At 39.3% G+C, this 20778-nt stretch carries 34 protein-coding genes and 1 pseudogene; 1 reads left to right on the top strand and 34 read right to left on the bottom strand.

Translation table 11 applies throughout. The annotated features are described in order from the left end of the window. Nucleotides 1-331: 331 nt before the first annotated feature. The 8 genes and pseudogenes from F1560_RS08810 to F1560_RS22660 all read right to left on the bottom strand — a co-directional run bounded on the left by F1560_RS08810 (nucleotide 332) and on the right by F1560_RS22660 (nucleotide 5454). Entirely contained in the window at nucleotides 332-409 is a 78-nt protein-coding gene (locus tag F1560_RS08810; protein WP_149474324.1) for a LysR family transcriptional regulator, read from the bottom strand. Between the two features lie 129 nt (nucleotides 410-538). After that, on the bottom strand, nucleotides 539-1882 hold the full coding sequence (locus F1560_RS08805; protein ID WP_149474259.1) for an LLM class flavin-dependent oxidoreductase: 1344 nt from the start codon (nucleotides 1880-1882) through the stop codon (nucleotides 539-541). Between the two features lie 20 nt (nucleotides 1883-1902). Further along, nucleotides 1903-2721 carry an ABC transporter permease gene (locus F1560_RS08800; RefSeq protein WP_149474258.1) on the bottom strand — a complete coding sequence of 273 codons (819 nt, stop codon included), beginning with the start codon at nucleotides 2719-2721 and terminating at the stop codon, nucleotides 1903-1905. A 25-nt stretch (nucleotides 2722-2746) separates the two neighbouring features. Further along, nucleotides 2747-3565 (bottom strand): ABC transporter ATP-binding protein, encoded by an 819-nt coding sequence (locus F1560_RS08795; protein ID WP_149474257.1) that lies wholly within the window; start codon nucleotides 3563-3565, stop codon nucleotides 2747-2749. A 17-nt stretch (nucleotides 3566-3582) separates the two neighbouring features. Then, entirely contained in the window at nucleotides 3583-4620 is a 1038-nt protein-coding gene (locus F1560_RS08790) for an ABC transporter substrate-binding protein (RefSeq protein WP_149474256.1), read from the bottom strand. 45 nt (nucleotides 4621-4665) lie between these two features. After that, nucleotides 4666-4866 (bottom strand): Fur-regulated basic protein FbpA, encoded by a 201-nt coding sequence (gene fbpA, locus F1560_RS08785; protein WP_149474255.1) that lies wholly within the window; start codon nucleotides 4864-4866, stop codon nucleotides 4666-4668. A gap of 45 nt (nucleotides 4867-4911) precedes the next feature. Continuing rightward, a pseudogene (locus tag F1560_RS22665) lies at nucleotides 4912-5229 on the bottom strand (NAD(P)H-dependent oxidoreductase); the annotation flags it as partial. A 15-nt stretch (nucleotides 5230-5244) separates the two neighbouring features. Further along, nucleotides 5245-5454, bottom strand: coding sequence for a hypothetical protein (locus tag F1560_RS22660; protein WP_338112813.1), 210 nt, complete (start codon nucleotides 5452-5454; stop codon nucleotides 5245-5247). A 376-nt stretch (nucleotides 5455-5830) separates the two neighbouring features. On the opposite strand from F1560_RS22660, the gene F1560_RS08775 reads away from it, so the two are divergent. Beyond that, nucleotides 5831-6085 (top strand): tyrosine-type recombinase/integrase, encoded by a 255-nt coding sequence (locus tag F1560_RS08775; RefSeq protein ID WP_245347810.1) that lies wholly within the window; start codon nucleotides 5831-5833, stop codon nucleotides 6083-6085. A gap of 90 nt (nucleotides 6086-6175) precedes the next feature. On the opposite strand, the gene rpsI is transcribed toward F1560_RS08775, so the two are convergent. The 26 genes from rpsI to rpsQ all read right to left on the bottom strand — a co-directional run bounded on the left by rpsI (nucleotide 6176) and on the right by rpsQ (nucleotide 20754). Continuing rightward, nucleotides 6176-6568, bottom strand: coding sequence for a 30S ribosomal protein S9 (gene rpsI, locus F1560_RS08770; protein WP_149474254.1), 393 nt, complete (start codon nucleotides 6566-6568; stop codon nucleotides 6176-6178). A gap of 20 nt (nucleotides 6569-6588) precedes the next feature. Next, nucleotides 6589-7026: a 50S ribosomal protein L13 gene (gene rplM, locus F1560_RS08765; protein ID WP_149474253.1), complete on the bottom strand. Its 438-nt coding sequence runs from the start codon at nucleotides 7024-7026 to the stop codon at nucleotides 6589-6591. Between the two features lie 194 nt (nucleotides 7027-7220). Beyond that, entirely contained in the window at nucleotides 7221-7967 is a 747-nt protein-coding gene (truA, locus tag F1560_RS08760) for a tRNA pseudouridine(38-40) synthase TruA (protein ID WP_149474252.1), read from the bottom strand. A gap of 18 nt (nucleotides 7968-7985) precedes the next feature. Then, nucleotides 7986-8789: an energy-coupling factor transporter transmembrane component T family protein gene (locus tag F1560_RS08755; protein ID WP_149474251.1), complete on the bottom strand. Its 804-nt coding sequence runs from the start codon at nucleotides 8787-8789 to the stop codon at nucleotides 7986-7988. Then, on the bottom strand, nucleotides 8786-9655 hold the full coding sequence (locus F1560_RS08750; protein WP_149474250.1) for an energy-coupling factor ABC transporter ATP-binding protein: 870 nt from the start codon (nucleotides 9653-9655) through the stop codon (nucleotides 8786-8788). Before F1560_RS08750 ends, F1560_RS08755 begins: the two co-directional genes overlap by 4 nt. Then, on the bottom strand, nucleotides 9631-10470 hold the full coding sequence (locus tag F1560_RS08745) for an energy-coupling factor ABC transporter ATP-binding protein (RefSeq protein WP_149474249.1): 840 nt from the start codon (nucleotides 10468-10470) through the stop codon (nucleotides 9631-9633). The genes F1560_RS08750 and F1560_RS08745 overlap by 25 nt, the downstream gene beginning before the upstream one ends. Nucleotides 10471-11002: 532 nt before the next feature. Further along, complete coding sequence (gene rplQ, locus F1560_RS08740) at nucleotides 11003-11356, bottom strand: 50S ribosomal protein L17 (RefSeq protein ID WP_149474248.1); 354 nt, start codon at nucleotides 11354-11356, stop codon at nucleotides 11003-11005. A gap of 45 nt (nucleotides 11357-11401) precedes the next feature. After that, complete coding sequence (locus tag F1560_RS08735; protein WP_149474247.1) at nucleotides 11402-12346, bottom strand: DNA-directed RNA polymerase subunit alpha; 945 nt, start codon at nucleotides 12344-12346, stop codon at nucleotides 11402-11404. Nucleotides 12347-12547: 201 nt separating this feature from the next. Then, entirely contained in the window at nucleotides 12548-12937 is a 390-nt protein-coding gene (gene rpsK / locus F1560_RS08730; RefSeq protein ID WP_149474246.1) for a 30S ribosomal protein S11, read from the bottom strand. Nucleotides 12938-12958: 21 nt separating this feature from the next. Further along, nucleotides 12959-13324, bottom strand: a complete 366-nt coding sequence (gene rpsM, locus F1560_RS08725; RefSeq protein WP_149474245.1) for a 30S ribosomal protein S13 — start codon at nucleotides 13322-13324, stop codon at nucleotides 12959-12961. Between the two features lie 22 nt (nucleotides 13325-13346). Next, nucleotides 13347-13460, bottom strand: coding sequence for a 50S ribosomal protein L36 (rpmJ, locus tag F1560_RS08720; RefSeq protein ID WP_029267374.1), 114 nt, complete (start codon nucleotides 13458-13460; stop codon nucleotides 13347-13349). Nucleotides 13461-13491: 31 nt separating this feature from the next. Beyond that, nucleotides 13492-13710, bottom strand: coding sequence for a translation initiation factor IF-1 (infA, locus tag F1560_RS08715; protein WP_010095735.1), 219 nt, complete (start codon nucleotides 13708-13710; stop codon nucleotides 13492-13494). Then, complete coding sequence (locus F1560_RS08710; protein ID WP_149474323.1) at nucleotides 13697-13987, bottom strand: KOW domain-containing RNA-binding protein; 291 nt, start codon at nucleotides 13985-13987, stop codon at nucleotides 13697-13699. Before F1560_RS08710 ends, infA begins: the two co-directional genes overlap by 14 nt. 217 nt (nucleotides 13988-14204) lie before the next feature. Continuing rightward, nucleotides 14205-14849: an adenylate kinase gene (locus F1560_RS08705; protein WP_149474244.1), complete on the bottom strand. Its 645-nt coding sequence runs from the start codon at nucleotides 14847-14849 to the stop codon at nucleotides 14205-14207. Nucleotides 14850-14882: 33 nt separating this feature from the next. Beyond that, entirely contained in the window at nucleotides 14883-16175 is a 1293-nt protein-coding gene (gene secY, locus F1560_RS08700; RefSeq protein ID WP_149474243.1) for a preprotein translocase subunit SecY, read from the bottom strand. Continuing rightward, the gene (gene rplO, locus F1560_RS08695; RefSeq protein ID WP_149474242.1) at nucleotides 16175-16615 is read right to left on the bottom strand and encodes a 50S ribosomal protein L15; all 441 of its coding nucleotides are present in this window, start codon (nucleotides 16613-16615) and stop codon (nucleotides 16175-16177) included. The genes secY and rplO overlap by 1 nt, the downstream gene beginning before the upstream one ends. A 30-nt stretch (nucleotides 16616-16645) precedes the next feature. Further along, nucleotides 16646-16828: a 50S ribosomal protein L30 gene (gene rpmD / locus F1560_RS08690; protein WP_149474241.1), complete on the bottom strand. Its 183-nt coding sequence runs from the start codon at nucleotides 16826-16828 to the stop codon at nucleotides 16646-16648. A 13-nt stretch (nucleotides 16829-16841) separates the two neighbouring features. Then, nucleotides 16842-17345, bottom strand: coding sequence for a 30S ribosomal protein S5 (gene rpsE, locus F1560_RS08685; protein WP_149474240.1), 504 nt, complete (start codon nucleotides 17343-17345; stop codon nucleotides 16842-16844). A 23-nt stretch (nucleotides 17346-17368) separates the two neighbouring features. Then, the gene (rplR, locus tag F1560_RS08680) at nucleotides 17369-17731 is read right to left on the bottom strand and encodes a 50S ribosomal protein L18 (protein ID WP_149474239.1); all 363 of its coding nucleotides are present in this window, start codon (nucleotides 17729-17731) and stop codon (nucleotides 17369-17371) included. 39 nt (nucleotides 17732-17770) lie between these two features. Then, nucleotides 17771-18307 carry a 50S ribosomal protein L6 gene (gene rplF, locus F1560_RS08675; protein WP_149474238.1) on the bottom strand — a complete coding sequence of 179 codons (537 nt, stop codon included), beginning with the start codon at nucleotides 18305-18307 and terminating at the stop codon, nucleotides 17771-17773. Nucleotides 18308-18337: 30 nt separating this feature from the next. After that, complete coding sequence (gene rpsH, locus F1560_RS08670) at nucleotides 18338-18736, bottom strand: 30S ribosomal protein S8 (RefSeq protein WP_149474237.1); 399 nt, start codon at nucleotides 18734-18736, stop codon at nucleotides 18338-18340. A gap of 29 nt (nucleotides 18737-18765) precedes the next feature. After that, nucleotides 18766-18951 carry a 30S ribosomal protein S14 gene (gene rpsN / locus F1560_RS08665; RefSeq protein WP_011064535.1) on the bottom strand — a complete coding sequence of 62 codons (186 nt, stop codon included), beginning with the start codon at nucleotides 18949-18951 and terminating at the stop codon, nucleotides 18766-18768. A 29-nt stretch (nucleotides 18952-18980) separates the two neighbouring features. Next, complete coding sequence (gene rplE / locus F1560_RS08660; RefSeq protein WP_149474236.1) at nucleotides 18981-19520, bottom strand: 50S ribosomal protein L5; 540 nt, start codon at nucleotides 19518-19520, stop codon at nucleotides 18981-18983. Between the two features lie 25 nt (nucleotides 19521-19545). Then, on the bottom strand, nucleotides 19546-19857 hold the full coding sequence (gene rplX / locus F1560_RS08655; RefSeq protein WP_095313537.1) for a 50S ribosomal protein L24: 312 nt from the start codon (nucleotides 19855-19857) through the stop codon (nucleotides 19546-19548). Nucleotides 19858-20078: 221 nt separating this feature from the next. After that, the gene (rplN, locus tag F1560_RS08650) at nucleotides 20079-20447 is read right to left on the bottom strand and encodes a 50S ribosomal protein L14 (RefSeq protein WP_149474235.1); all 369 of its coding nucleotides are present in this window, start codon (nucleotides 20445-20447) and stop codon (nucleotides 20079-20081) included. A 43-nt stretch (nucleotides 20448-20490) separates the two neighbouring features. Next, entirely contained in the window at nucleotides 20491-20754 is a 264-nt protein-coding gene (rpsQ, locus tag F1560_RS08645) for a 30S ribosomal protein S17 (RefSeq protein ID WP_095313540.1), read from the bottom strand. Nucleotides 20755-20778: the final 24 nt, after the last annotated feature.

The raw sequence follows: 20778 nt of genomic DNA, 5'->3' as shown, positions 1-20778 counted from the left end.
GATATATAAATGTTTTAATTCCACGTTTTGAGAAATGAAGTGCTTCGTTTGATTGACTTTAAGGAAGTTTTGGTTCTATGAGCTTCTACATATTTATATATTTTTTCAAGTCAGATTCCATTCAGTACATTCATTTTACAATCACTTTCAAGACGTTGATAAACAAGGCTTTAAAGCGATTTTAAGATTGGATTTCCAAGTACGTTTATTTGATTGTTTTTACATTTATCTTCCACTTTGATCGTTTTCAAGTTTATGGCGTTCCACAAAACTAATTTAATCGAATAAGCGATTATTAACTTACTTAGATATTTAGCTGAGGTAGATAATTTCAAAGTATTTGTCTTGTAACAGCGGATTTAGAAAGCCCTTTCAGAAGAGCCGCTTGACTTATACTCCCTTCTTCCACTACTAGACAAAAGAGTTTTAAACCTCAATGTTCATGTGATCACCCTTATACTAATAGACTAGTTTAAGTCCATTATAGCAAAAAAGAGCCAAATATATATGACTCCTTTTAAGAATAAAATCATGCGCACTAAACGCTTTGTCTAGTAAATTGATTAACTGGATAACTCAAACCAAGATTCTCCCTTAAAGTACTTCCTTCATACTCTTCTCTGAACAGCTTTCTCTCTTGCAATATTGGAATAACGTGCTGAACAAAATCCTCTAGACCATCTGGAAAATAAGGTGGCATAATATTAAACCCATCCGCCGCCTCATTTTCAAACCACTCTTGTAATTGATTCGCAATTTGTTCTGGAGTACCTTTAATTTCACGATGACCTCGTGCTCCAGAAACACGTTGATACAATTGGCGTATCGTTAGATTTTCACGTTCCGCAAGGTCTTTTATTAATTTAAATCGAGTTTTTGCACCGTTAACCTCCTCCAATGAAGGTAAATCAGGTAACGGTCCATCCACTGGATAAGAGGAAAGATCTACATTCAAGTGACTAGATAATAAAGCAACACCAGCTTCTTCTGGTATAAGTGATTCTAAAAATGCTTTATTTTCTTCTGCCTCCTCTTTTGTCCTCCCAATAACAGGAAAGACACCAGGCATAATCTTTAACTCATCAGGTGAACGACCATATTTTTCCATTCTACCTTTGATATCTTTATAAAAGGCTTGAGCTTCTTCAAGCGTCTGCCAAGCAGTGAAAATGACCTCTGCAGTTCTGGCTGCTAACTCCTTCCCAGCCTCAGATGAACCAGCTTGAACGATTACTGGATATCCCTGTGCTGGCCGAGAAATATTTAGTGGGCCTTCAATAGAGAACCATTCTCCTTTATGATTTACTGTATGAACTTTTGAAGGGTCATAAAACTGAGCTTCCTCTTTATCTAGTATTACAGCATCATCTTCCCAGCTATCCCATAATTTGGTCACGACATTAACAAATTCCTCTGCTCTATCGTAACGCTTGGAATGAAGCAAATGATGATCCTTACTAAAGTTCCTTGCCTCCACTTCACCGCTGGATGTAACAACATTCCATGCTGCACGCCCATTGCTTAAATGGTCGAGCGCTGCAAATTTCCTCGCTACGTGAAAAGGCTCATTATAGGTAGTAGATACGGTTCCTGCCAAGCCTATATGCTCCGTGACTGCGGAGAGTGCAGATAATAATATAAAAGGCTCCATACGTATTCCAACAGATTGAGCATTTGCTAGGGAATGCCCATGACCTGCTGTATATCCATCTGCAAGAAAAATCATATCAAATTTTCCTCGTTCAGCTGTTTGGGCCATTTTCTTGTAGAAATTTAAATTCAATATATTATGAGTCTCTGCTTTTGGATGTCGCCAAGCTGCTACATGGTGACCAGGTATCATAAAAAAAGCCCCTAATTTCATTTTTTTATCATTCGCCATTTTCTTTCCTCCTCAAATTATTAAACCGATTTCCATCTGGAGAATCTTCTTTCCAATGTAATCAAAAATTGATTAAGTAATAAACCGAGCAAGGAAATCGTAACGATCCCTGCGTACATTTCTGCAATCTGAAAATTAAACTGCGTGTAACTTATAAAGAATCCAAGCCCTTCCTTGGCACCTACCATCTCTGCAGCGATTAAGACAAGAATGGAAGATGTACCTGCTAAACGTATTCCAGTAAATATGGTTGGAATAGAGGCTGGAATAATTACTTTATAAAACAATTGAAAGGGAGTTAGATTCATGGATTTAGCACACTTAATAAGTAATGGATCTACATTTCGAACCGCGTTAATGGTATTTAACAATAAAGGCCACAAGCATGCGAAAAGGATAATCGCAACTTTTGATGTTTCCCCAATTCCCAAAATGAGGATAAAAACAGGGAGCAAGGCCAGTGCGGCAGTATTTCGAAACAACTCTAATATTGGACTGAATAATTCATGGACAATGGGATACCATCCAATTAAAAGCCCTAACGGAATAGCAATAGCTAGCGCTAAAATGAATCCCAAAAAGGATCGAGTAATACTTGCAGAAAAATGGGTAAATAAATCACCCGATCTTAGTAATTCTAACCATGCAACTAACACCTCTGATAAAGGCGGTAGAAAAACGGCATCCACCCAACCTAATCTTGGTGCTACCTCCCAAATCAAAGCGAATAATAGAATGATAATCGTTTTCTTAAAAACGTATTTAAACGTTTGCAAAGGAAAAACTGTTAAAGATCTAGCTGGTTTCATAGGAATCGAAATTGTTTTTTCAGTGTTCATTTTTATCACCTCTCTATTAAACAATTTATACCGTTACGTTTTCTTTATAATGCGTTTTATTAACTTCTTCGCGTAGTAGTGTCCAAACCTCATGACGTGCACCGGTAAATTCAGGAGTAGATCGCAAATCCTCTTCCCCTGTTCTTGAATCAAACGAAATATCAATCATTTCCTTTAATGTGCCTGGACGGGATGTCATTACCGCTACTCGTTGCCCTAAAAAAACTGCCTCATCTATTCCGTGTGTGATAAAAACAATCGTCTTTTTTGTCTTCTCCCATATTTGCAGCAATTCTTCTTGGAGCGACTCTCGCGTTTGGGCATCAAGTGCGGCAAATGGTTCATCCATCAATAATACTTCCGGATCGTATGCAAGACTTCGGGCTATCGCTACTCGTTGTTTCATACCTCCAGATAGTTCATGAGGATACCGATAAGCAAATTCCGACAGTCCAACTAGTGCCAAATATTCTCGTGCTTTCTCCTGTTTTTCTTTTTTTGAAACACCCTTCGCTTCTAGACCAAATTCAATATTTGCTAGAGCTGTTTTCCAGGGGAACAACGCATATTGCTGAAATACAATCCCCCGCTCTAATCCAGGTCCATGAATGGGTGTCCCATTTAATAAAATCCTCCCTGTAGTTGGTTTTATTAGTCCTCCAAGCATATCTAATAAAGTGGACTTTCCACATCCTGAAGGTCCTACTATCACTAGGAATTCTCCATCTTTTACGGTGAATTCCAAATCCTTAACAGCGGTAAATTCTCTTATTGCATTCTTCTTCTGGGGGTCTCTTACCTTAAACGTCTTACTTACCTGTTCAAATTTTATTTTTTCGGACATGCCTTCTCCTCCCCTATTTAATCTTCAACCTCATCTTTATACGGATTAAATTCATTATTAAATAAATCTTCACCCTTCACTTCACCTTCTTCTAGCTCTCCATTTTTCACTAACCAATCAATCCATAGTTGGAAATTATCTGGCTTCATATGTCCTCCAATTTCAGAAACACCAGCGCTTTTCCAATATTGGATGGCTTCTGTATCTTCCTGTCTGTCTCTTTCCTCAATAATCTTTTCAAATCTTGCAATGACTTCTTCACGCGGTGTATCCCTTGCCCATTCAATCGCTTTCGCTGTTCCCTCTACGAATTTTCTTACGGTATTCGGATTCTCTTGGATAAACCTCTCTGTCATCATCAAACTTCCCGCTGTAAATGAACCAAATAACTCATAGTCCTGGAAGATTGGACGAATTCCTCCGTTTTCTACAGCTAGATCCCGCGACATACCATTTAACGTCGCAACATCAATTTGTTTCTCTCTTAAAGATTGTTCTGTATTAACTGGTGGCACAACAACCATCGTTACTTGTTCGATTTCCTCATCTGTAAGCCCATTTTGTTTCAAGTATTCCTTTAGAATAAATTCAGCATGCCCACCTAGCGTATTCATCCCTACTGTTTTACCGATAAAATCTTTTGCTTCCTTAATTGGACTGTCTTCCAAAACATAATATCCATAAAATTCTTCCTCATCGCTACCGTAATAACCAATTACAGATGTGATAGGAGCACCATTTGCCTTTAATTGGACAATTGCCCCGTTAAAGGCCCAACCAAAGTCTGTATCACCAGTTGCCGCTGTTTGTATGCTTTGTGGTCCACTTATCGTATTATTCACCCACTCTAATTTGATTGGATCTAAATAACCTAAGTCCTCAGCTAGCTCGGGGAAAAGCACTCTTCCAGCATTCCCTTGATATCGAATCGTCAATGTTTCATACTCACCATTTGCTTGTGTGGTACTCGCATCTTGTTGACATCCAGCTAAAGTAAAGATGCTAACTAATAAACCTACAATATAGATTGACCTACATTTTGCAATGTTTACCATGTTACTTCTCCCCTTTTGAAATAATCCTAAGACCGAAAACGTTTCTTAATGATGATTTTTCCACTGAATGGAACCAATACTATCATGCGGATGACTTTCTAATATAAAAATCTTATATTCTCTTTCTAATTCCGTTAAGGAGAGGTCCTTTAGACTTTCCTCATTTTCATATACGTTCCACTTTATTAATAAATCTGTTAATTTCTTTCTTCTCTCCTTAATTCCTTTACGAAAAATTTCCCCCAATGTGAATTACCCCCTTTCAATCTTCAACTCATTTTTAAAAAACATTTAGTTTGTTGCTTGGTATACAGCTAACGAATGATTATTAACCAATTCGATAAAATAATGAAGCTGTTTCTTAGAACGGTGTAATAAATCATCGTCTATAATAGGGATTACATTATGCTTATCTATTTGATTATCCTGTAGATATAAGCCTTTTAAATTATGTGCCTTTAGTGATGCCAATACGGGCTTCAATGCATATTCTAGTGCCAAAAGATGGGAAGAGCTCCCGCCCGTCACTATTGGAAGAACTGGCGTATGCTTTAAGATATCCTGTGGCAAGACGTCAAGAAGTGCTTTCAAAACTCCTGAATAAGCTCCTTTGTACGTGGGGCCCTACAATAACCCCTCTAATGATGTCGTCACTCTCTTTACTTCTATATCCTCAAACTTTGCTCGAAGAAGTACCTCAGGAGAAATTTCTTTAACAGAAATATATTGTACGGACAAAGCTTCTTCCTTCTCTAGAGAACCCAAATAATGAAGCACTTTGTCAGATCTTGATTCATGAGATAGGCTACCAGATACAATTACAATATCAGTCATAATCTATCCATCCTTTCCACTCAATCTGATTAGATTTCTACATATAAAAAAGGGCACAGAAAGAAATCATCTTCTGTACCCTTTGGTTTTCCAATCGGACATTCATTTATTAACTTTTGCGTGATTTTGATGTTTTAGGTTATGCAAATCTTCGATGGTTGGATTAACCATCACATTTTGTTATGCCGTATTTAATTATCTTATATTTTAATCAGTCAATTCCTATATGTCAACTAGGTAATTGGTTTTTTTCTTAATTTACAAGTAATTTTTTCAAATGACAGGGACAGTGCGCGGACGATGAAACTCTGCCGATCCTTTTCAATCTGATGATAAGCAGTCCATCTTTACGGTTTATAATCAGTTAAAACATGAAATGGATTATTGTCGACTGGCTTACTTAAATGAAAAGCCGGAGCGGATTTATCAGAAAAAACCGGAGCTGCCATTAATAAATATTCACGCCTTCCAGCATAAACATGCCAGTTTGTTGTTTGCAGCTTCTATCAAAGATGTCCAATCTCAACTCGGCCACAGCAATATTCAAACCACGATGGATATTTACACTCATGTGACCGATGAAACGAAGGAGAAAACAGCAGAGATGTTCCAGAAATACATGACATTTTAACTCGGGGTAGTCAACCCCAAATTTAGACATGAAAAAGCCCTCTCTGCTTTATAAGAGCAAAGAGGGCAAAACCTTGGTATATAAGGTTTATTAACGTTTTGAGAACTGAGGTGCACGACGTGCGCCTTTAAGACCGTATTTCTTACGTTCTTTCATACGAGCGTCACGAGTTAGGTAACCTTCGCGTTTTAGAGAAGCGCGATATTCTGGGTTTGCTTCTAATAGTGCGCGAGCGATACCATGACGGATAGCACCAGCTTGACCAGTGAATCCTCCACCATGAACGTTTACTAAAACGTCATATGTTCCTTCTGTTTCTGTTGCAGCTAATGGCTGGTTAAGAATTAGAAGTTGTGTTTCATATGGGAAATAGTCTTTTGCTTCACGACCATTGATTGTAACATTACCTGTACCTGGTACTAAACGTACACGGGCAGTTGATTTTTTACGACGACCTGTTCCATAGTATTGTACTTGTGCCAATTGTTTTACCTCCCTTTTAATTACCCACGAAGCTCATAAACTTCTGGTTTTTGTGCTTGATGATTATGCTGTGCACCTTTGAATACGTGCAATTTTTTAGCCATTTTACGACCTAGTGGCCCTTTTGGTAACATCCCTTTAATAGCAAGCTCTAGCATTTGCTCAGGATATTTTGTACGCATTTCGTCTGCATTACGCTCTTTTAATCCACCTGGGTGGTTTGAGTGACGGTAGTACATTTTGTCATTGATTTTGTTTCCAGTTAATTCGATTTTTTCCGCATTAATAATGATAACATTGTCACCAGTATCTGCATGTGGTGTGTAAGTTGGTTTATGCTTTCCGCGAAGGATTGCAGCAACTTCACTTGACAGACGACCAAGACGTTGGCCTTCCGCATCCACAACGAGCCATTTGCGTTCAATATTAGATTCATTCGCCATGAAAGTTGTGCGCATGATAAGTTCCCTCCATATATTTAATCATTTTATTTGATTTAATTTTAATTCGATTTTTATATTCTTAACATAATTAGATTCCGGGGCTAATCATGGTTTAGAAATAAAATGCCATAGATTATAATATACCAAATCACACAGATTTGTCAAGTTAACTCGTGACCTTTTTTAAAAAAAGAAGTAGATCGATCAGACTATTTGTCATACGTTACATTCCACAAATACAGCCCTTGTGGGGAGATTGTTTTACCTGCTAGCTGGCGGTCTTTTTTCTCTAGTAAGTCAATAATATCGCTAGGATCTCGCTTTCCCTGTCCGATATCTAATAGCACACTAACCATAATGCGTACCATGTTATACAGAAAACCGCTCCCTTTGAAAATAAACTCGATCTCATCACCGTTTTTTTGACATGTAACCTGGTAAAGTGTACGTATTTTACTACCCTTTGTCGTTGATTTCGCTGACGAAAATGTTGTAAAATCATGCGTGCCGACTAAGTAGGTACAGCCTTCCTGCATTTTTTCTATATCTAATGCATACGGGAAATTGTAGGAATAATTTCGTCTAAATACATTTGGTTCTTTTGCATTCCAAACGAAGTAATGGTACTCTTTCTCTTTTGCACTATACCTTGCATGGAAGTCTTCAGAAACCTCTGTTACTTCATCAACGTAAATGTCATCAGGAAGCAGCGTATTAAGCGCTCGTTTCCAGTTCTCATCTGGAATAGTATACGGTGAATCAAAGTGAATCACCTGTCCAATAGCATGTACGCCCGTATCCGTACGTCCTGAAGCTTGCAGATGGATTTCCGACCCTTTATGCATCTTTTTCAAAACGCCCTCAAGAGCGCCCTGTACGGTACGATTTTGAGGTTGTCTCTGAAACCCCGAAAACCCAGAGCCATCGTATTTAATCTTACATTTTAACCTTGGCATCGTCATCCAGCCTTTCTCTTACCCATAGATACGTGCTAGGACTAAACCTGCCACTACTAGAATAAATAAAATAAGAACAAAAACATCACGTTTCTCAATCTTTAATTCCCGAAGCTTGCTTCTTCCTTCGCCACCTTGGTAACCCCGAGCTTCCATAGCCATTGCTAACTCTTCTGCTCGCTTAAATGCACTAACAAAGAGCGGGACAAGAAGTGGAACAATCGCCTTGATGCGCTCCTTAATCGGCCCTGTGCGGAAATCAACGCCACGAGATGCCTGTGCCTTGGAAATCTTATCTGTCTCTTGCATCAACGTCGGAATAAATCGTAAGGAAATAGACATCATTAATGCTAATTCATGAACAGGAAACTTAAATCGTTTCAGCGGGTGCAGCATGTCCTCAATAGCATCGGTGATTTCAATTGGTGTCGTTGTTAGCGTCAGTAACGATGTAACAAGGATAAGCAAGAAGAACCGAATTGAAATCGCAAACCCTTGAATCACGCCACCTGAATAAAATTCAAAAACCCAGAAATCGAGAATGACTGTTCCTTCCTTCGTAACAAATAAGTGCAAGATAAACGTAAATACAATTAAAAACCAGACTGGGGTTAGTCCTTTTATAATGAACCGTATAGGCACTTTCGACGTGAACATACACGTTAGTGCAAAAACGGTTAATAAGCCGTACCCAGCAACGTTATTTGCAAAAAACACGATAAATACGAAGAAGAAAATAATCGTTATCTTTGTTCTCGGGTCGAGCTTGTGTACGATAGAATCTCCTGGCACATATTGTCCAATAATCAGTGAATTATTCATGTTGATTCAGCTCCCTTTATTTGCTGCTGAATCGCTTCTGCAAGTTCTTTTATCGATTGCTTTTTAAATGTAATCGCCGTTCCAAACTTTTCTTGGAATTCATTCAAAAATTGAACCATTTCCGGGACATCAAGCTGTACACGCTGCAGTGCTTCCTTTTGGCTGAAAACTTCTTCAGGGGAGCCTTCCATATACTTTGTCCCTTTATTTAAAATCAGAACATGGTCAGCATATTTTAGTGCATCCTCCATACTGTGCGTCACAAGTATTGTTGTTAATTCTTGCTCTTGATGCAGTTTATAAAACATATCCATAATTTCTTTTTGGCCTCTTGGGTCGAGTCCTGCTGTTGGTTCGTCAAGCACGAGAACATCCGGCTTCACGGCGAGTACTCCAGCAATCGCAACTCGACGCATCTGGCCGCCACTGAGGTCGAAAGGAGATCGTTCTAGAAGTGTTTCATCAAGCCCAACTGCTGGGGTAATTTCTTTAATTCGCGTTTTGATCTCTGCTTCTGATACACCAAAATTTTGTGGGCCAAAGGCAATATCTTTCGCAACGGTTTCTTCAAACAATTGGTGCTCGGGATATTGGAATACAACTCCAACCTTACTGCGCAATTCCTTCATATCCTTTGGCTTCTCTTCTTTTGTTAAGTGATAACCTCCAATGGATACCTTACCTTCTGTAGGAATTGCAAGCCCATTGAGGTGCTGAATTAATGTTGATTTCCCAGAACCAGTGTGACCAATGATAGCAACAAATGACCCTGATTTAATTTGAAAGGATAGGTCATTAATCGCTTTATGTGCAAAGGGTGTGTTTTGTTGATAGATATAGGTTACGTTCTCGAATGTAATGTCCATAGGTCCTCCAACAACTCTTCATGATTTAGCGGTTCGATGGAAATTGCTACTCCTGCTCGTTTCAATTCATCTGCTAGAATAGCGACGAACGGAACATCCAGTCCAATTTCTCGTAGTGATTCCTTTTGTGAAAATATTTCTCTCGGTACCTGCTCCTTCCAAATCTCACCACTATTCATTACAATAACACGATCCGCTTGAGCAACCTCCTGCAAGTCGTGTGTAATCGTTATTAATGACAATTCTTCTCGGCCTTGGATACTTGCTACAGTCTGCATGATTTCCTGGCGGCCACTCGGATCAAGCATTGCGGTTGCTTCATCGAGAATAAGAACCTTCGGCGCGATGGCTAGTACGCTTGCAATCGCTACACGCTGTTTCTGACCACCAGAGAGACGATGTGGTTCAGTTAGACGATAGTCCTGCATTCCCACAGCAGCTAATGTTTCTACGATCCTCTTTTGCATTTCTTCGCGAGGGACACCACGGTTTTCCATTCCAAAGGCAACATCATCCTGTACGGTCGCTCCAACAAATTGGTTATCCGGGTTCTGAAAAACCATTCCTACGTCCTTACGGATATTCCAAATGGACTCCTCATTCACGACCTCACCATTAATGATTATTTCCCCTTCTTGAGGAAACAGCAAACCGTTTAACAATTTAGCAATCGTCGATTTCCCTGAACCATTATGTCCAATAATTGCTACCCACTCATTGTCATAGATTTCAAATGAGCAGTTCTTTAATACCCAGGGCCCCTCATCTCCATACCTAAACGATACATTTCTAAACTCAATTATTTTTTTTCTCATCATGATGCCTCCTTATCCACTCAGCTACAGCCCGGGTTTATGTACTAGTACTAATTTATGTATTTCTTGAGTCATTTTATATAAGTTGAGACAATAGGTTTGTCCCAGTATATAAGAACAAAGACACCCTCTATCTCCGGCGCGCCTGCTTTTTCTTACTGGATCTAGCTACCGCTCCGACTTTCTTGTCTAGTATCACGTGGGCTAGCAACTACGGGGTATAAGCAATTGACACTCCGAGCGCTAAAACCGTTCGCTCTACGGTCCCTTGCTTATATCCTCCGTTGCTGGGCGAGCCCGCTTTACTTTTCTTTTGATCTAGCTCCAGCGACCAGGGGCTAATAGGCTTCCTGAGACCTTCGTACGATAAGTCAACATCGGATCACTACGTTCACCGTGTTTCCTTTATCTCCTGCGGTCCAGTCCAGCCTATACGCCCCTAAACGGTCGCCTCCGCCTTTCAATCTACAAAAAAAGGGCTTGGATTAACCTCGAGAGAGATTGAGTCCTGCCCTTGCCGCATTTTGCCTGATTAAACCAATTCAATGATTGCCATTTTAGCGCCATCACCTTGGCGTTCACCCAGTTTAAGAACACGTGTGTATCCACCTTGTCTGTCTTCATAACGAGCAGCAACATCATCAAAAAGTTTTTGAAGAACACTGTTTTCTTCATCTGCTTCTTTGTTGTATAAGAACGCTGCAGCTTGACGACGTGCGTGAAGATCACCGCGTTTTCCAAGTGTAATCATTTTATCTACTACCGATTTAAGCTCTTTCGCTTTTGCTTCTGTTGTTTCAATCCGCTCATGAATAATTAAATCAGATGCAAGGTTACGAAGTAGCGCCATACGATTGTCTGTTCTACGTCCTAACTTTCTAGCCACGGACTATCCCTCCCTTTTCTGAAACTCTAAAGGTGACTGTATAAATCAGTCATCATTGCGTAAACCTAAACCTAGGTCCGCTAATTTAACTTTTACTTCTTCTAAAGATTTACGCCCTAAGTTACGTACTTTCATCATGTCCTCTTCAGACTTGTTAGCAAGCTCCTGAACAGTATTGATACCAGCACGTTTTAGGCAATTGTAAGATCTAACAGATAGATCAAGTTCTTCGATTGTCATTTCCATGACTTTCTCTTTTTGATCTTCTTCTTTTTCCACCATAATTTCGGCATTTTGCGCTTCATCTGTTAAACCTACAAAAATATTAAGGTGTTCTGAAATAATTTTAGCGCCTAAAGAAACTGCTTCTTCAGGACGAATGCTGCCATCAGTCGAAACATCCAATGTTAATTTATCATAGTTTGCCACTTGGCCGACACGTGTGTTTTCAACTTGATACGTAACACGTGAAACTGGTGTAAAAATGGAATCAATCGGAATAACGCCGATTGGTTGCTCATCATTTTTATTATCATCAGCTTGGCGATAGCCACGTCCACGCTCAGCAGTTAGCTTCATATGAAGACTGCCTTTGCTATTTAGTGTAGCAATATGCAAATCAGGGTTCATTACTTCTACATCACTATCATAGGTTAGATCAGCAGCAGTAACTTTGCCCTCACCTTGAACATCAATTTCTAATGTTTTCATCTCATCAGAATAGATTTTTAGAGCGAGTTTTTTTAGATTCAAAATTATTGTTGTTACATCCTCAACAACACCATCAATCGTTGAAAACTCATGCAGTGCTCCATCGATTTGAACAGATGTAACAGCAGCACCTGGAAGTGAGGATAGTAAGATACGACGCAAGGAGTTTCCAAGAGTGGCACCATATCCACGTTCAAGCGGCTCTACTACAAATTTTCCAAATGTAGCATCCTCGCTAATTTCAAGCGTTTCAATCTTCGGCTTTTCAATTTCGATCATTCAATAAAACCCTCCTTTAAAACGTCGAAACCCCGGCTAGACTCTGTGTCTAACCGAAATTCCTCAATTAAGGCAGTTGGCGTTTCTGCGCTACCTGTATTTCTTTCGTACGATTCTGTCTCGGATGCTGTTAGATTATTGCTTTTTATTTAAGCTATCATAACCCATTATAGACAGGGTGACAAATTCTATACGGTATAATTAAACACGACGACGTTTTGGTGGGCGGCAACCATTGTGAGGAACAGGAGTTACATCCACGATTGCTGTAACTTCTAGACCTGCTGCTTGAAGTGAACGAATAGCTGCTTCACGTCCAGCGCCTGGTCCTTTTACTGTTACTTCCAACGTTTTCATGCCGTTATCAATCGCTGATTTAGCTGCAGTTTCAGCAGCCATTTGAGCTGCGAATGGTGTTGACTTTTTAGAACCTTTAAAGCCTAGTGCACCAGAAGAGCTCCAGCCTACAGCATTGCCTTTTGTATCTGTAATCGTAACGATCGTATTGTTAAATGTAGAACGGATATGTGCTATACCTGATTCAATATTCTTTTTCACACGACGTTTACGTGTATTAGTATTACGTGCCATTGATTAGCTTACCTCCTTACATTACTTTTTCTTGTTAGCCATTGTCTTACGTGGGCCTTTACGTGTGCGTGAGTTGTTTTTCGTTTTCTGTCCACGAACTGGTAAACCACGACGGTGACGTAAACCTCTATAAGAGCCGATTTCGATTAGACGTTTGATGTTAAGAGAAACTTCACGACGAAGGTCTCCTTCTGTTGTGTATGCATCAATCGCTTGACGGATTCTTCCTAACTCGTCTTCAGTTAAATCACGTACACGAGTGTCTTCAGAAACGCCTGCTTCTTTGAGGACTTTCTGTGCGGTAATTTTCCCAATTCCATAAATGTACGTTAATGAAATTACTACACGTTTATCACGTGGAATATCAATACCTGCAATACGTGCCATAGAACATTAGCACCTCCTGTTTTTAGCCTTGTTTTTGTTTATGCTTCGGATTTTCGCAAATCACCATTACTTTGCCTTTGCGTTTGATGATTTTGCACTTTTCGCAAATTGGTTTTACAGATGCTCTTACTTTCATCATCTTTACCTCCTTTTATATCGGAGCTCGTTTATTTATAACGGTACGTAATTCGTCCTCTGGTTAAATCATACGGAGAAAGTTCAACCGTTACCTTATCACCTGGTAAGATACGGATGAAGTGCATACGGATTTTACCAGATACATGCGCTAAGACCGTATGGCCATTCTCAAGCTCAACATTAAACATTGCATTTGGCAATGTTTCCGTTACAGTACCTTCTACTTCAATTACATCATCTTTCGCCATCGTGTAGATCTCCCTTCTTTAAATCAGTCACAACCTGAACCTTAAATGTAGTTATGGCAAATCGCAATTTCCCATTTGTGACGCGACCAGTTTCTAGAAGGCTGTTTTGGACTTCAGGGGAAATATAATCCACCATCTCAACGTGATGCAGATTCTTCTTCTTTGGTCTATTCGTTTTACGCTTCTCCCCATCAGCTAACAGGACAAACTGATCATCTATAACTCCAATGATTATTGCGTATTGGCCTGCTTCGCGTCCTTGCTTAATACGAACCATCTGACCGAGTAGCTGAACCCGAATCTCTTCGCACAACAGCGATCACCATCACTTAGGCTATAGTTTAAAAATTTCACAGAAAATAGCGTAACTATTTATCATCCTGTGCCAGTTTATATAAAGTAATACATGTATATTCCCTTTTACTTACGCCATATATTATAACTTTTCATGAAAAGAATTGCATCTAATCTGTGTCAAAAGTTACATAAATGACTTATTTTTCAAGAATTGCTTGAATATCTCGGAAGACTTCATTGATATCGCGATCTCCATCTACGTTCACAAGATATCCTTTATCTTGATAAAAATCAAGTAACGGTTTCGTTTGCTTTATATTAACGGATAAACGTTTCTTAACTGTCTCCGGTTGATCGTCTTCCCGTTGAATTAACGTAGAACCATCTTTGTCACATACGCCGTCCACTTTCGGTGGGTTGTATACAACGTGGTAAGTTGTTCCGCAAGTAGGACAAATTCTCCGTCCTGTTAAACGCTCTACCAATTTTTCTTCTGGTACATCTACATGTAATACGTAGTTAATTGTTCGGTCTAACTCTGTTAGAAGTTCTTGTAAAGCTTCTGCTTGTGCAATCGTTCTTGGAAATCCATCCAATAGAAAACCATTTTCACAATCTGCTTTACTTAAACGTTCTTTTACAATTCCAATGGTTACTTCATCTGGAACAAGTTCGCCTTGATCCATAAATCCTTTAGCTTTCAAACCAAGGTCGGTACCTTCTTTGATAGCTAAACGGAACATATCCCCAGTTGAAATATGAGGGATGTTATATTTCTCTTTTATTTTCTCTGCCTGTGTACCTTTACCGGCACCAGGTAATCCCATTAAAATTAAATTCAACATTTTCCCCTCGCTCTCATTGGCAGCAGGAAATTACTTAATAAATCCTTTGTAGTGACGCTTCACTAGCTGGCTTTCTAATTGCTTCATTGTCTGTAATGCAACCCCTACAACGATTAGTAAGCTTGTGCCACCGATTTGTACTGCGGTAGGCAGATTTGCAAGACTACCTAATAGAATAGGTAGCACAGAAACAGCTGCTAAGAAAATAGCTCCAACAAATGTTAAGCGATACAAAACACGTGTTAGATATGTCTCTGTATTTTGTCCAGGACGAATTCCTGGGATATACCCACCTTGTTTTTGTAGGTTTTCAGCCATCTGTTCAGGGTTTACTTGAACAAAGGTATAGAAATAAGTGAAAGCAATAATTAATGCTACGTATACTACCATACCAACTGGCTGCGTGTAATCAAATAGATACATAATGGTCGATGCTACTTGATTTCCTTCAAAGAAACCAGCAATCGTTGTTGGAGCCATCATAAATGCAATTGCAAAGATAACAGGAATAACTCCTGAAGCATTTACTTTAATCGGCAAATGCGTTGATTGCCCTCCAACAGGAGAACGATTAACAAGTTTTTTTGCATATTGGATCGGTATTTTTCGTAATGCTTGGTTCACAAATATAACTCCAACGGTAACTGCAACTACAACCAGAGCGATTATTAGCACAATAATGATATTGATAAACAGCTCATCGCCAGGATTAACGAAATACTGACTGAATAGTTGACCCACACCATTAGGTACTGCTGCTACAATTCCGGCAAAGATTAGGATCGAAATCCCGTTACCGACACCATTTGCAGTAATTTGTTCCCCAACCCACATTAAGAATGCTGTTCCACCTGTCAGTGTGATAGCAATGACAAAGAACTTCGTAAAGTTAGGGTCTACAATTAGTAAACCACCAGCCATCGCATTAAATCCAACTGACATCGCAATTGCTTGAATAAATGCAAGCACAATCGTTCCATAGCGAGTAACCTGTGCGATCTTTTTACGTCCCATTTCACCTTGCTTTTTCCACTCGGTGAATTTAGGCACAACATCCATTTGCAATAATTGCATGATGATGGATGCTGTAATGTATGGCATAATTCCCATTGCAAAAATGGAGAAATTTTGAAGGGCTCCACCACCAAAGGTGTTTAGAAACCCAAATACATTTTGTTGGTTCATAAAATCAATAGCTGCTCTATCCGTAAATGGAACAGGTATAAAAGTGCCTAGACGGAAGACAATCAACATTAATAATGTGAAAATTATTTTCCGTCTAATATCAGCTACGCGCATAAAATTGGAGATTGTACGAAACATTAGATCACCTCAGTTTGACCGCCCGCTGCCTCGATTGCTTCTTTAGCTGAAGCTGAGAACTTGTGAGCTTTTACTGTCAGTTTCTTTTCGATAGCGCCATTGCCTAGTATTTTAATACCTGCATTAAGCTTGCTTACGACACCTTCTTCAAGTAATAGCTCTGGTGTGATTTCAGTGCCTTCTTCAAAACGATTTAATGTATCTAAGTTTACGATTGAGTAATCTTTACGGTTGATGTTTGTGAATCCACGTTTCGGTAAACGTTGGAATAAAGGCATTTGTCCACCTTCAAATCCTGGACGTACACCGCCGCCTGAACGAGCTTTTTGACCTTTGTGTCCACGACCTGATGTTTTTCCGTTACCAGAAGCAGTTCCACGACCAACACGGTTTCTCTCTTTGCGAGTTCCTTCTGTCGCCTTCAATTCATGAAGTTTCATGCGAGCACCTCCTCTTACGCTAATGTAAAATTAAATTTCTTTAACTGCCAACAAGTGGGACACTCGATTAACCATACCACGTACGGCTGGAGTATCTTCAAGTAAAACGGTTTGACGAATTTTCTTCAATCCTAATGCTTGAACAGTATTTCTTTGTACAGCAGTTCCACCAATAACACTGCGTGTGAGGGTGATTTCTAATTTTTTAGACATAGTGATTCCCTCCTTATCCTAACAGTTCTTCTACAGACTTTCCACGTAATTTCGCTACGTCCTCAGCTGTTTTTAAGTTTGTTAAGCCATTTAATGTTGCACGAATCATATTAATTGGTGTGTTTGAACCAAGTGATTTCGTTAAGATATCACCGACACCAGCTAATTCTAAGACAGCACGAACCGGTCCACCAGAGATAACTCCAGTACCTTCTGTAGCTGGTTTCATTAGTACGTTACCAGAACCAAATCGTCCATGAATTTCATGAGGAATAGTTGTTCCAACGATTGGTACTCTAATTAAGTTTTTCTTTGCATCATCAACAGCCTTTTTGATAGCTTCAGGTACTTCTTGTGCTTTACCAGTACCAAAGCCTACATGGCCATTCTTGTCACCAACTACGACAAGTGCTGCAAAGCGGAAACGACGTCCACCTTTAACAACTTTAGCAACACGGTTGACCGTCACAACGCGTTCTTCAAGATCTAATTTGTTCGGATCAATGTTAATTCTCATTCCAATGGTCCCCTCCTTATCAATTAAAATTCAAGCCCTGCTTCTCTAGCAGCGTCAGCTAATGCTTTCACACGTCCATGATATAGGTATCCTCCACGGTCAAAAACGACTGATTTGTAACCTTTATCCTGAGCACGCTTTGCAATTGCTTCTCCGACTTTCTTAGCAGTGTCAACGTTGGATCCAGCTCCAATGTTAAGCTCTTTATCAGCTGTTGAAGCACTCGCAACTGTTACACCAGTAATATCATCTATTAATTGTGCATAAATATTTTTATTTGAACGATATACGTTTAGACGAGGACGCTCGGCAGTTCCGAAAAGGTTTTTACGAACGCGACCATGTCTTTTCTTACGTACAATATTTTTGGCAGGTTTTGTGATCATCTAGGTCACTCCTTTCTCGCCTAACTAATCTTACTAAGCTTACTTAGCAGTTTTACCCTCTTTACGGCGTACATATTCACCAACATAGCGAATACCTTTTCCTTTGTAAGGCTCCGGTGAGCGAATTGCTCTAATGTTAGCTGCAATTGCCCCAACTAATTCTTTATCGATACCTTTTACAGTTAGTTCTGTGTTCTTAGGAACATCAATTTCAATTCCTTCGATCGGATCGATTTCAATTGGATGTGAATATCCAGCGTTAATTACAAGTTTGTTACCTTGTTTTTGTGCACGATATCCGACACCAATAATTTCAAGTGATTTTTCGAAACCTTTGCTCACACCTTCAACCATGTTAGCGATTAAGCTACGAGTAGTTCCGTGTAATGCACGATGATCTTTATGGTCACTTGGACGTTCAACTGTAATTATATTCTCTTCAATATTAATTTTCATATCTTGGTGTAGATCTCTTGTTAATTCACCTTTAGGTCCTTTAACGGTAATTGTTACACCGTCAAGTTTAACTTCTACACCTTGTGGAATTTCAATCGGTTTAAGTCCTATACGAGACATTCCATGCACCTCCTCATTAAAAAATAATAATTACCAGACGTATGCTAGAACTTCGCCACCAACAGCTTGTGAACGTGCTTCTTTGTCAGATAGCACACCTTTAGATGTTGAAACGATAGCAATACCTAAACCGTTAAGTACACGTGGTACTTCTGTAGATTTAGCATATACACGCAATCCTGGTTTACTGATACGTTTGATACCTGTGATTACTCGTTCTTCATTTGCACCGTATTTCAAGAAAATACGTAGAACACCTTGCTTGTTATCTTCAACGAATTCATAATCTTTAACAAAACCTTCACGTTTCAGGATATCAGCGATCTCTTTTTTCATTTTAGAAGCAGGAAGCTCTAATTTTTCATGTTTTACCATGTTTGCATTTCTAATACGAGTAAGCATATCTGCGATTGGATCTGTCATAACCATTACTAATTACCTCCTTCCCGAATCGGGGTTTACCAGCTTGCTTTTTTGACACCAGGAATTTGACCTTTATAGGCAAGTTCACGGAAACAAATACGGCAAAGTTTAAATTTACGAATTACAGAATGCGGACGACCACAACGTTCACAGCGTGTGTACTCTTGTACTTTGAATTTTTGCGGGCGTTTTTGCTTCGCAATCATCGATTTTTTAGCCACAAATTTCCCTCCTTGTATTAGCTGTACGCTTATTTTTGGAAAGGCATGCCTAGCTGAGCTAATAGTTCACGAGCTTCTTCGTCAGTATTAGATGTCGTAACAATAACGATATCCATACCACGAACTTTGCTTACCTTATCGTAATTGATTTCAGGGAAAATCAATTGTTCTTTTACACCTAATGTGTAGTTTCCACGACCATCAAAAGCTTTTTTAGAAACACCACGGAAGTCACGTACACGTGGAAGTGATACCGCGATTAACTTTTGAAGGAATTCGTACATGCGCTCACCGCGAAGGGTTACTTTCGCCCCGATTGGCATTCCTTCACGTAGACGGAATCCAGCGATAGACTTTTTCGCACGAGTGATTAATGGTTTTTGACCTGATAATAATGAAAGTTCTTCAACAGCACTGTCTAATGCTTTTGAGTTTTGAACTGCATCACCAACACCCATATTAACCACGATTTTTTCAATTTTTGGTACTTGCATAACTGATTTATATTCAAACTTCTTCATTAAAGATGGTGAAATTTCATCTTGGTATTTTTGTTTTAATTCGTTCATAGTGGCGCCCTCCTTTCAGCACAAATTATTTATCTAATGCTTCACCGGATTTTTTCGCAATGCGGACTTTCTTACCGTCTCGCACTTCGTGTCCAACACGAGTTGGTTCACCGGATTTTGGATCAATCGGCATTACATTAGAAACATGAATAGGAGCTTCTATGTTAAGAATTCCGCCTTGCGGATTGTCTTGAGAAGGTTTCGCGTGTTTTTGAATCATGTTAACACCCTCTACAAGCACACGCTCTTTCTTCGGAAATGCTTCTAAAATAGTACCTGTTTTACCGCGGTCTTTACCGGATAATACTTTAACTTTATCACCTTTTTTTACATGCATGCTTAACGCACCTCCTTGACAAGGTAATTCTTACTTATCGATGTTGTTCAGAACTGTTGGTAAAAATGACACATCGAAATTTTGGCAATATGCTTTATTGTTCTGGAAGAAATTACGTTTCCTGTATATCACAGTTAACGAGTTACATTGTAACTGTCATCCAAAATACAGAGCTTATGTGCGTCAAACTTCGTGGTCTTTTTCCTTCACACGAACAACAATTATAGAACTTCTGGAGCTAGAGATACGATTTTCATGAATTTAGCATCACGTAATTCACGTGCAACTGGTCCAAAAATACGAGTTCCTCTTGGACTTTTATCATCACGGATAATTACGGCAGCATTTTCATCAAAACGGATATAAGATCCATCTTTACGGCGTGCACCAGATTTAGTACGTACAACTACTGCTTTAACAACCTCGCCTTTTTTGACAACGCCGCCTGGTGTTGCTTGTTTTACGGAACAAACAATTACATCACCAATGTTAGCAGTTTTACGTCCTGATCCACCCAATACTTTGATGGTTAATACTTCACGAGCACCAGAGTTATCTGCAACTTTTAAACGAGTTTCTTGTTGAATCATAACACTGTGACCTCCCTTCGGATACCTTCCGAGCGAACTTTAATTATATAATAACGGCTTCTTCTGTTACTTCAACTAGACGAAAACGTTTCGTAGCTGATAGCGGACGAGTTTCCATGATGCGAACGACGTCCCCTGTTTTTGCAAGGTTGTTTTCATCATGTGCCTTGAATTTCTTTGAATACTTAACACGTTTTCCATATAATTTATGGAACTTATATGTTTCAACTAGAACAGTGATTGTTTTATCCATTTTATCGGAAACAACACGTCCTGTGTAAACTTTACGATTATTACGCTCAGTCATTGAGGCTAACCTCCTCTCTGTAGA

This window comes from Oceanobacillus polygoni, assembly GCF_008304605.1.
Classification (GTDB): domain Bacteria; phylum Bacillota; class Bacilli; order Bacillales; family Amphibacillaceae; genus Oceanobacillus; species Oceanobacillus polygoni.
Note: the sequence above shows the minus strand (reverse complement) of the source record. Positions and strands in the feature narration are given on the sequence as shown.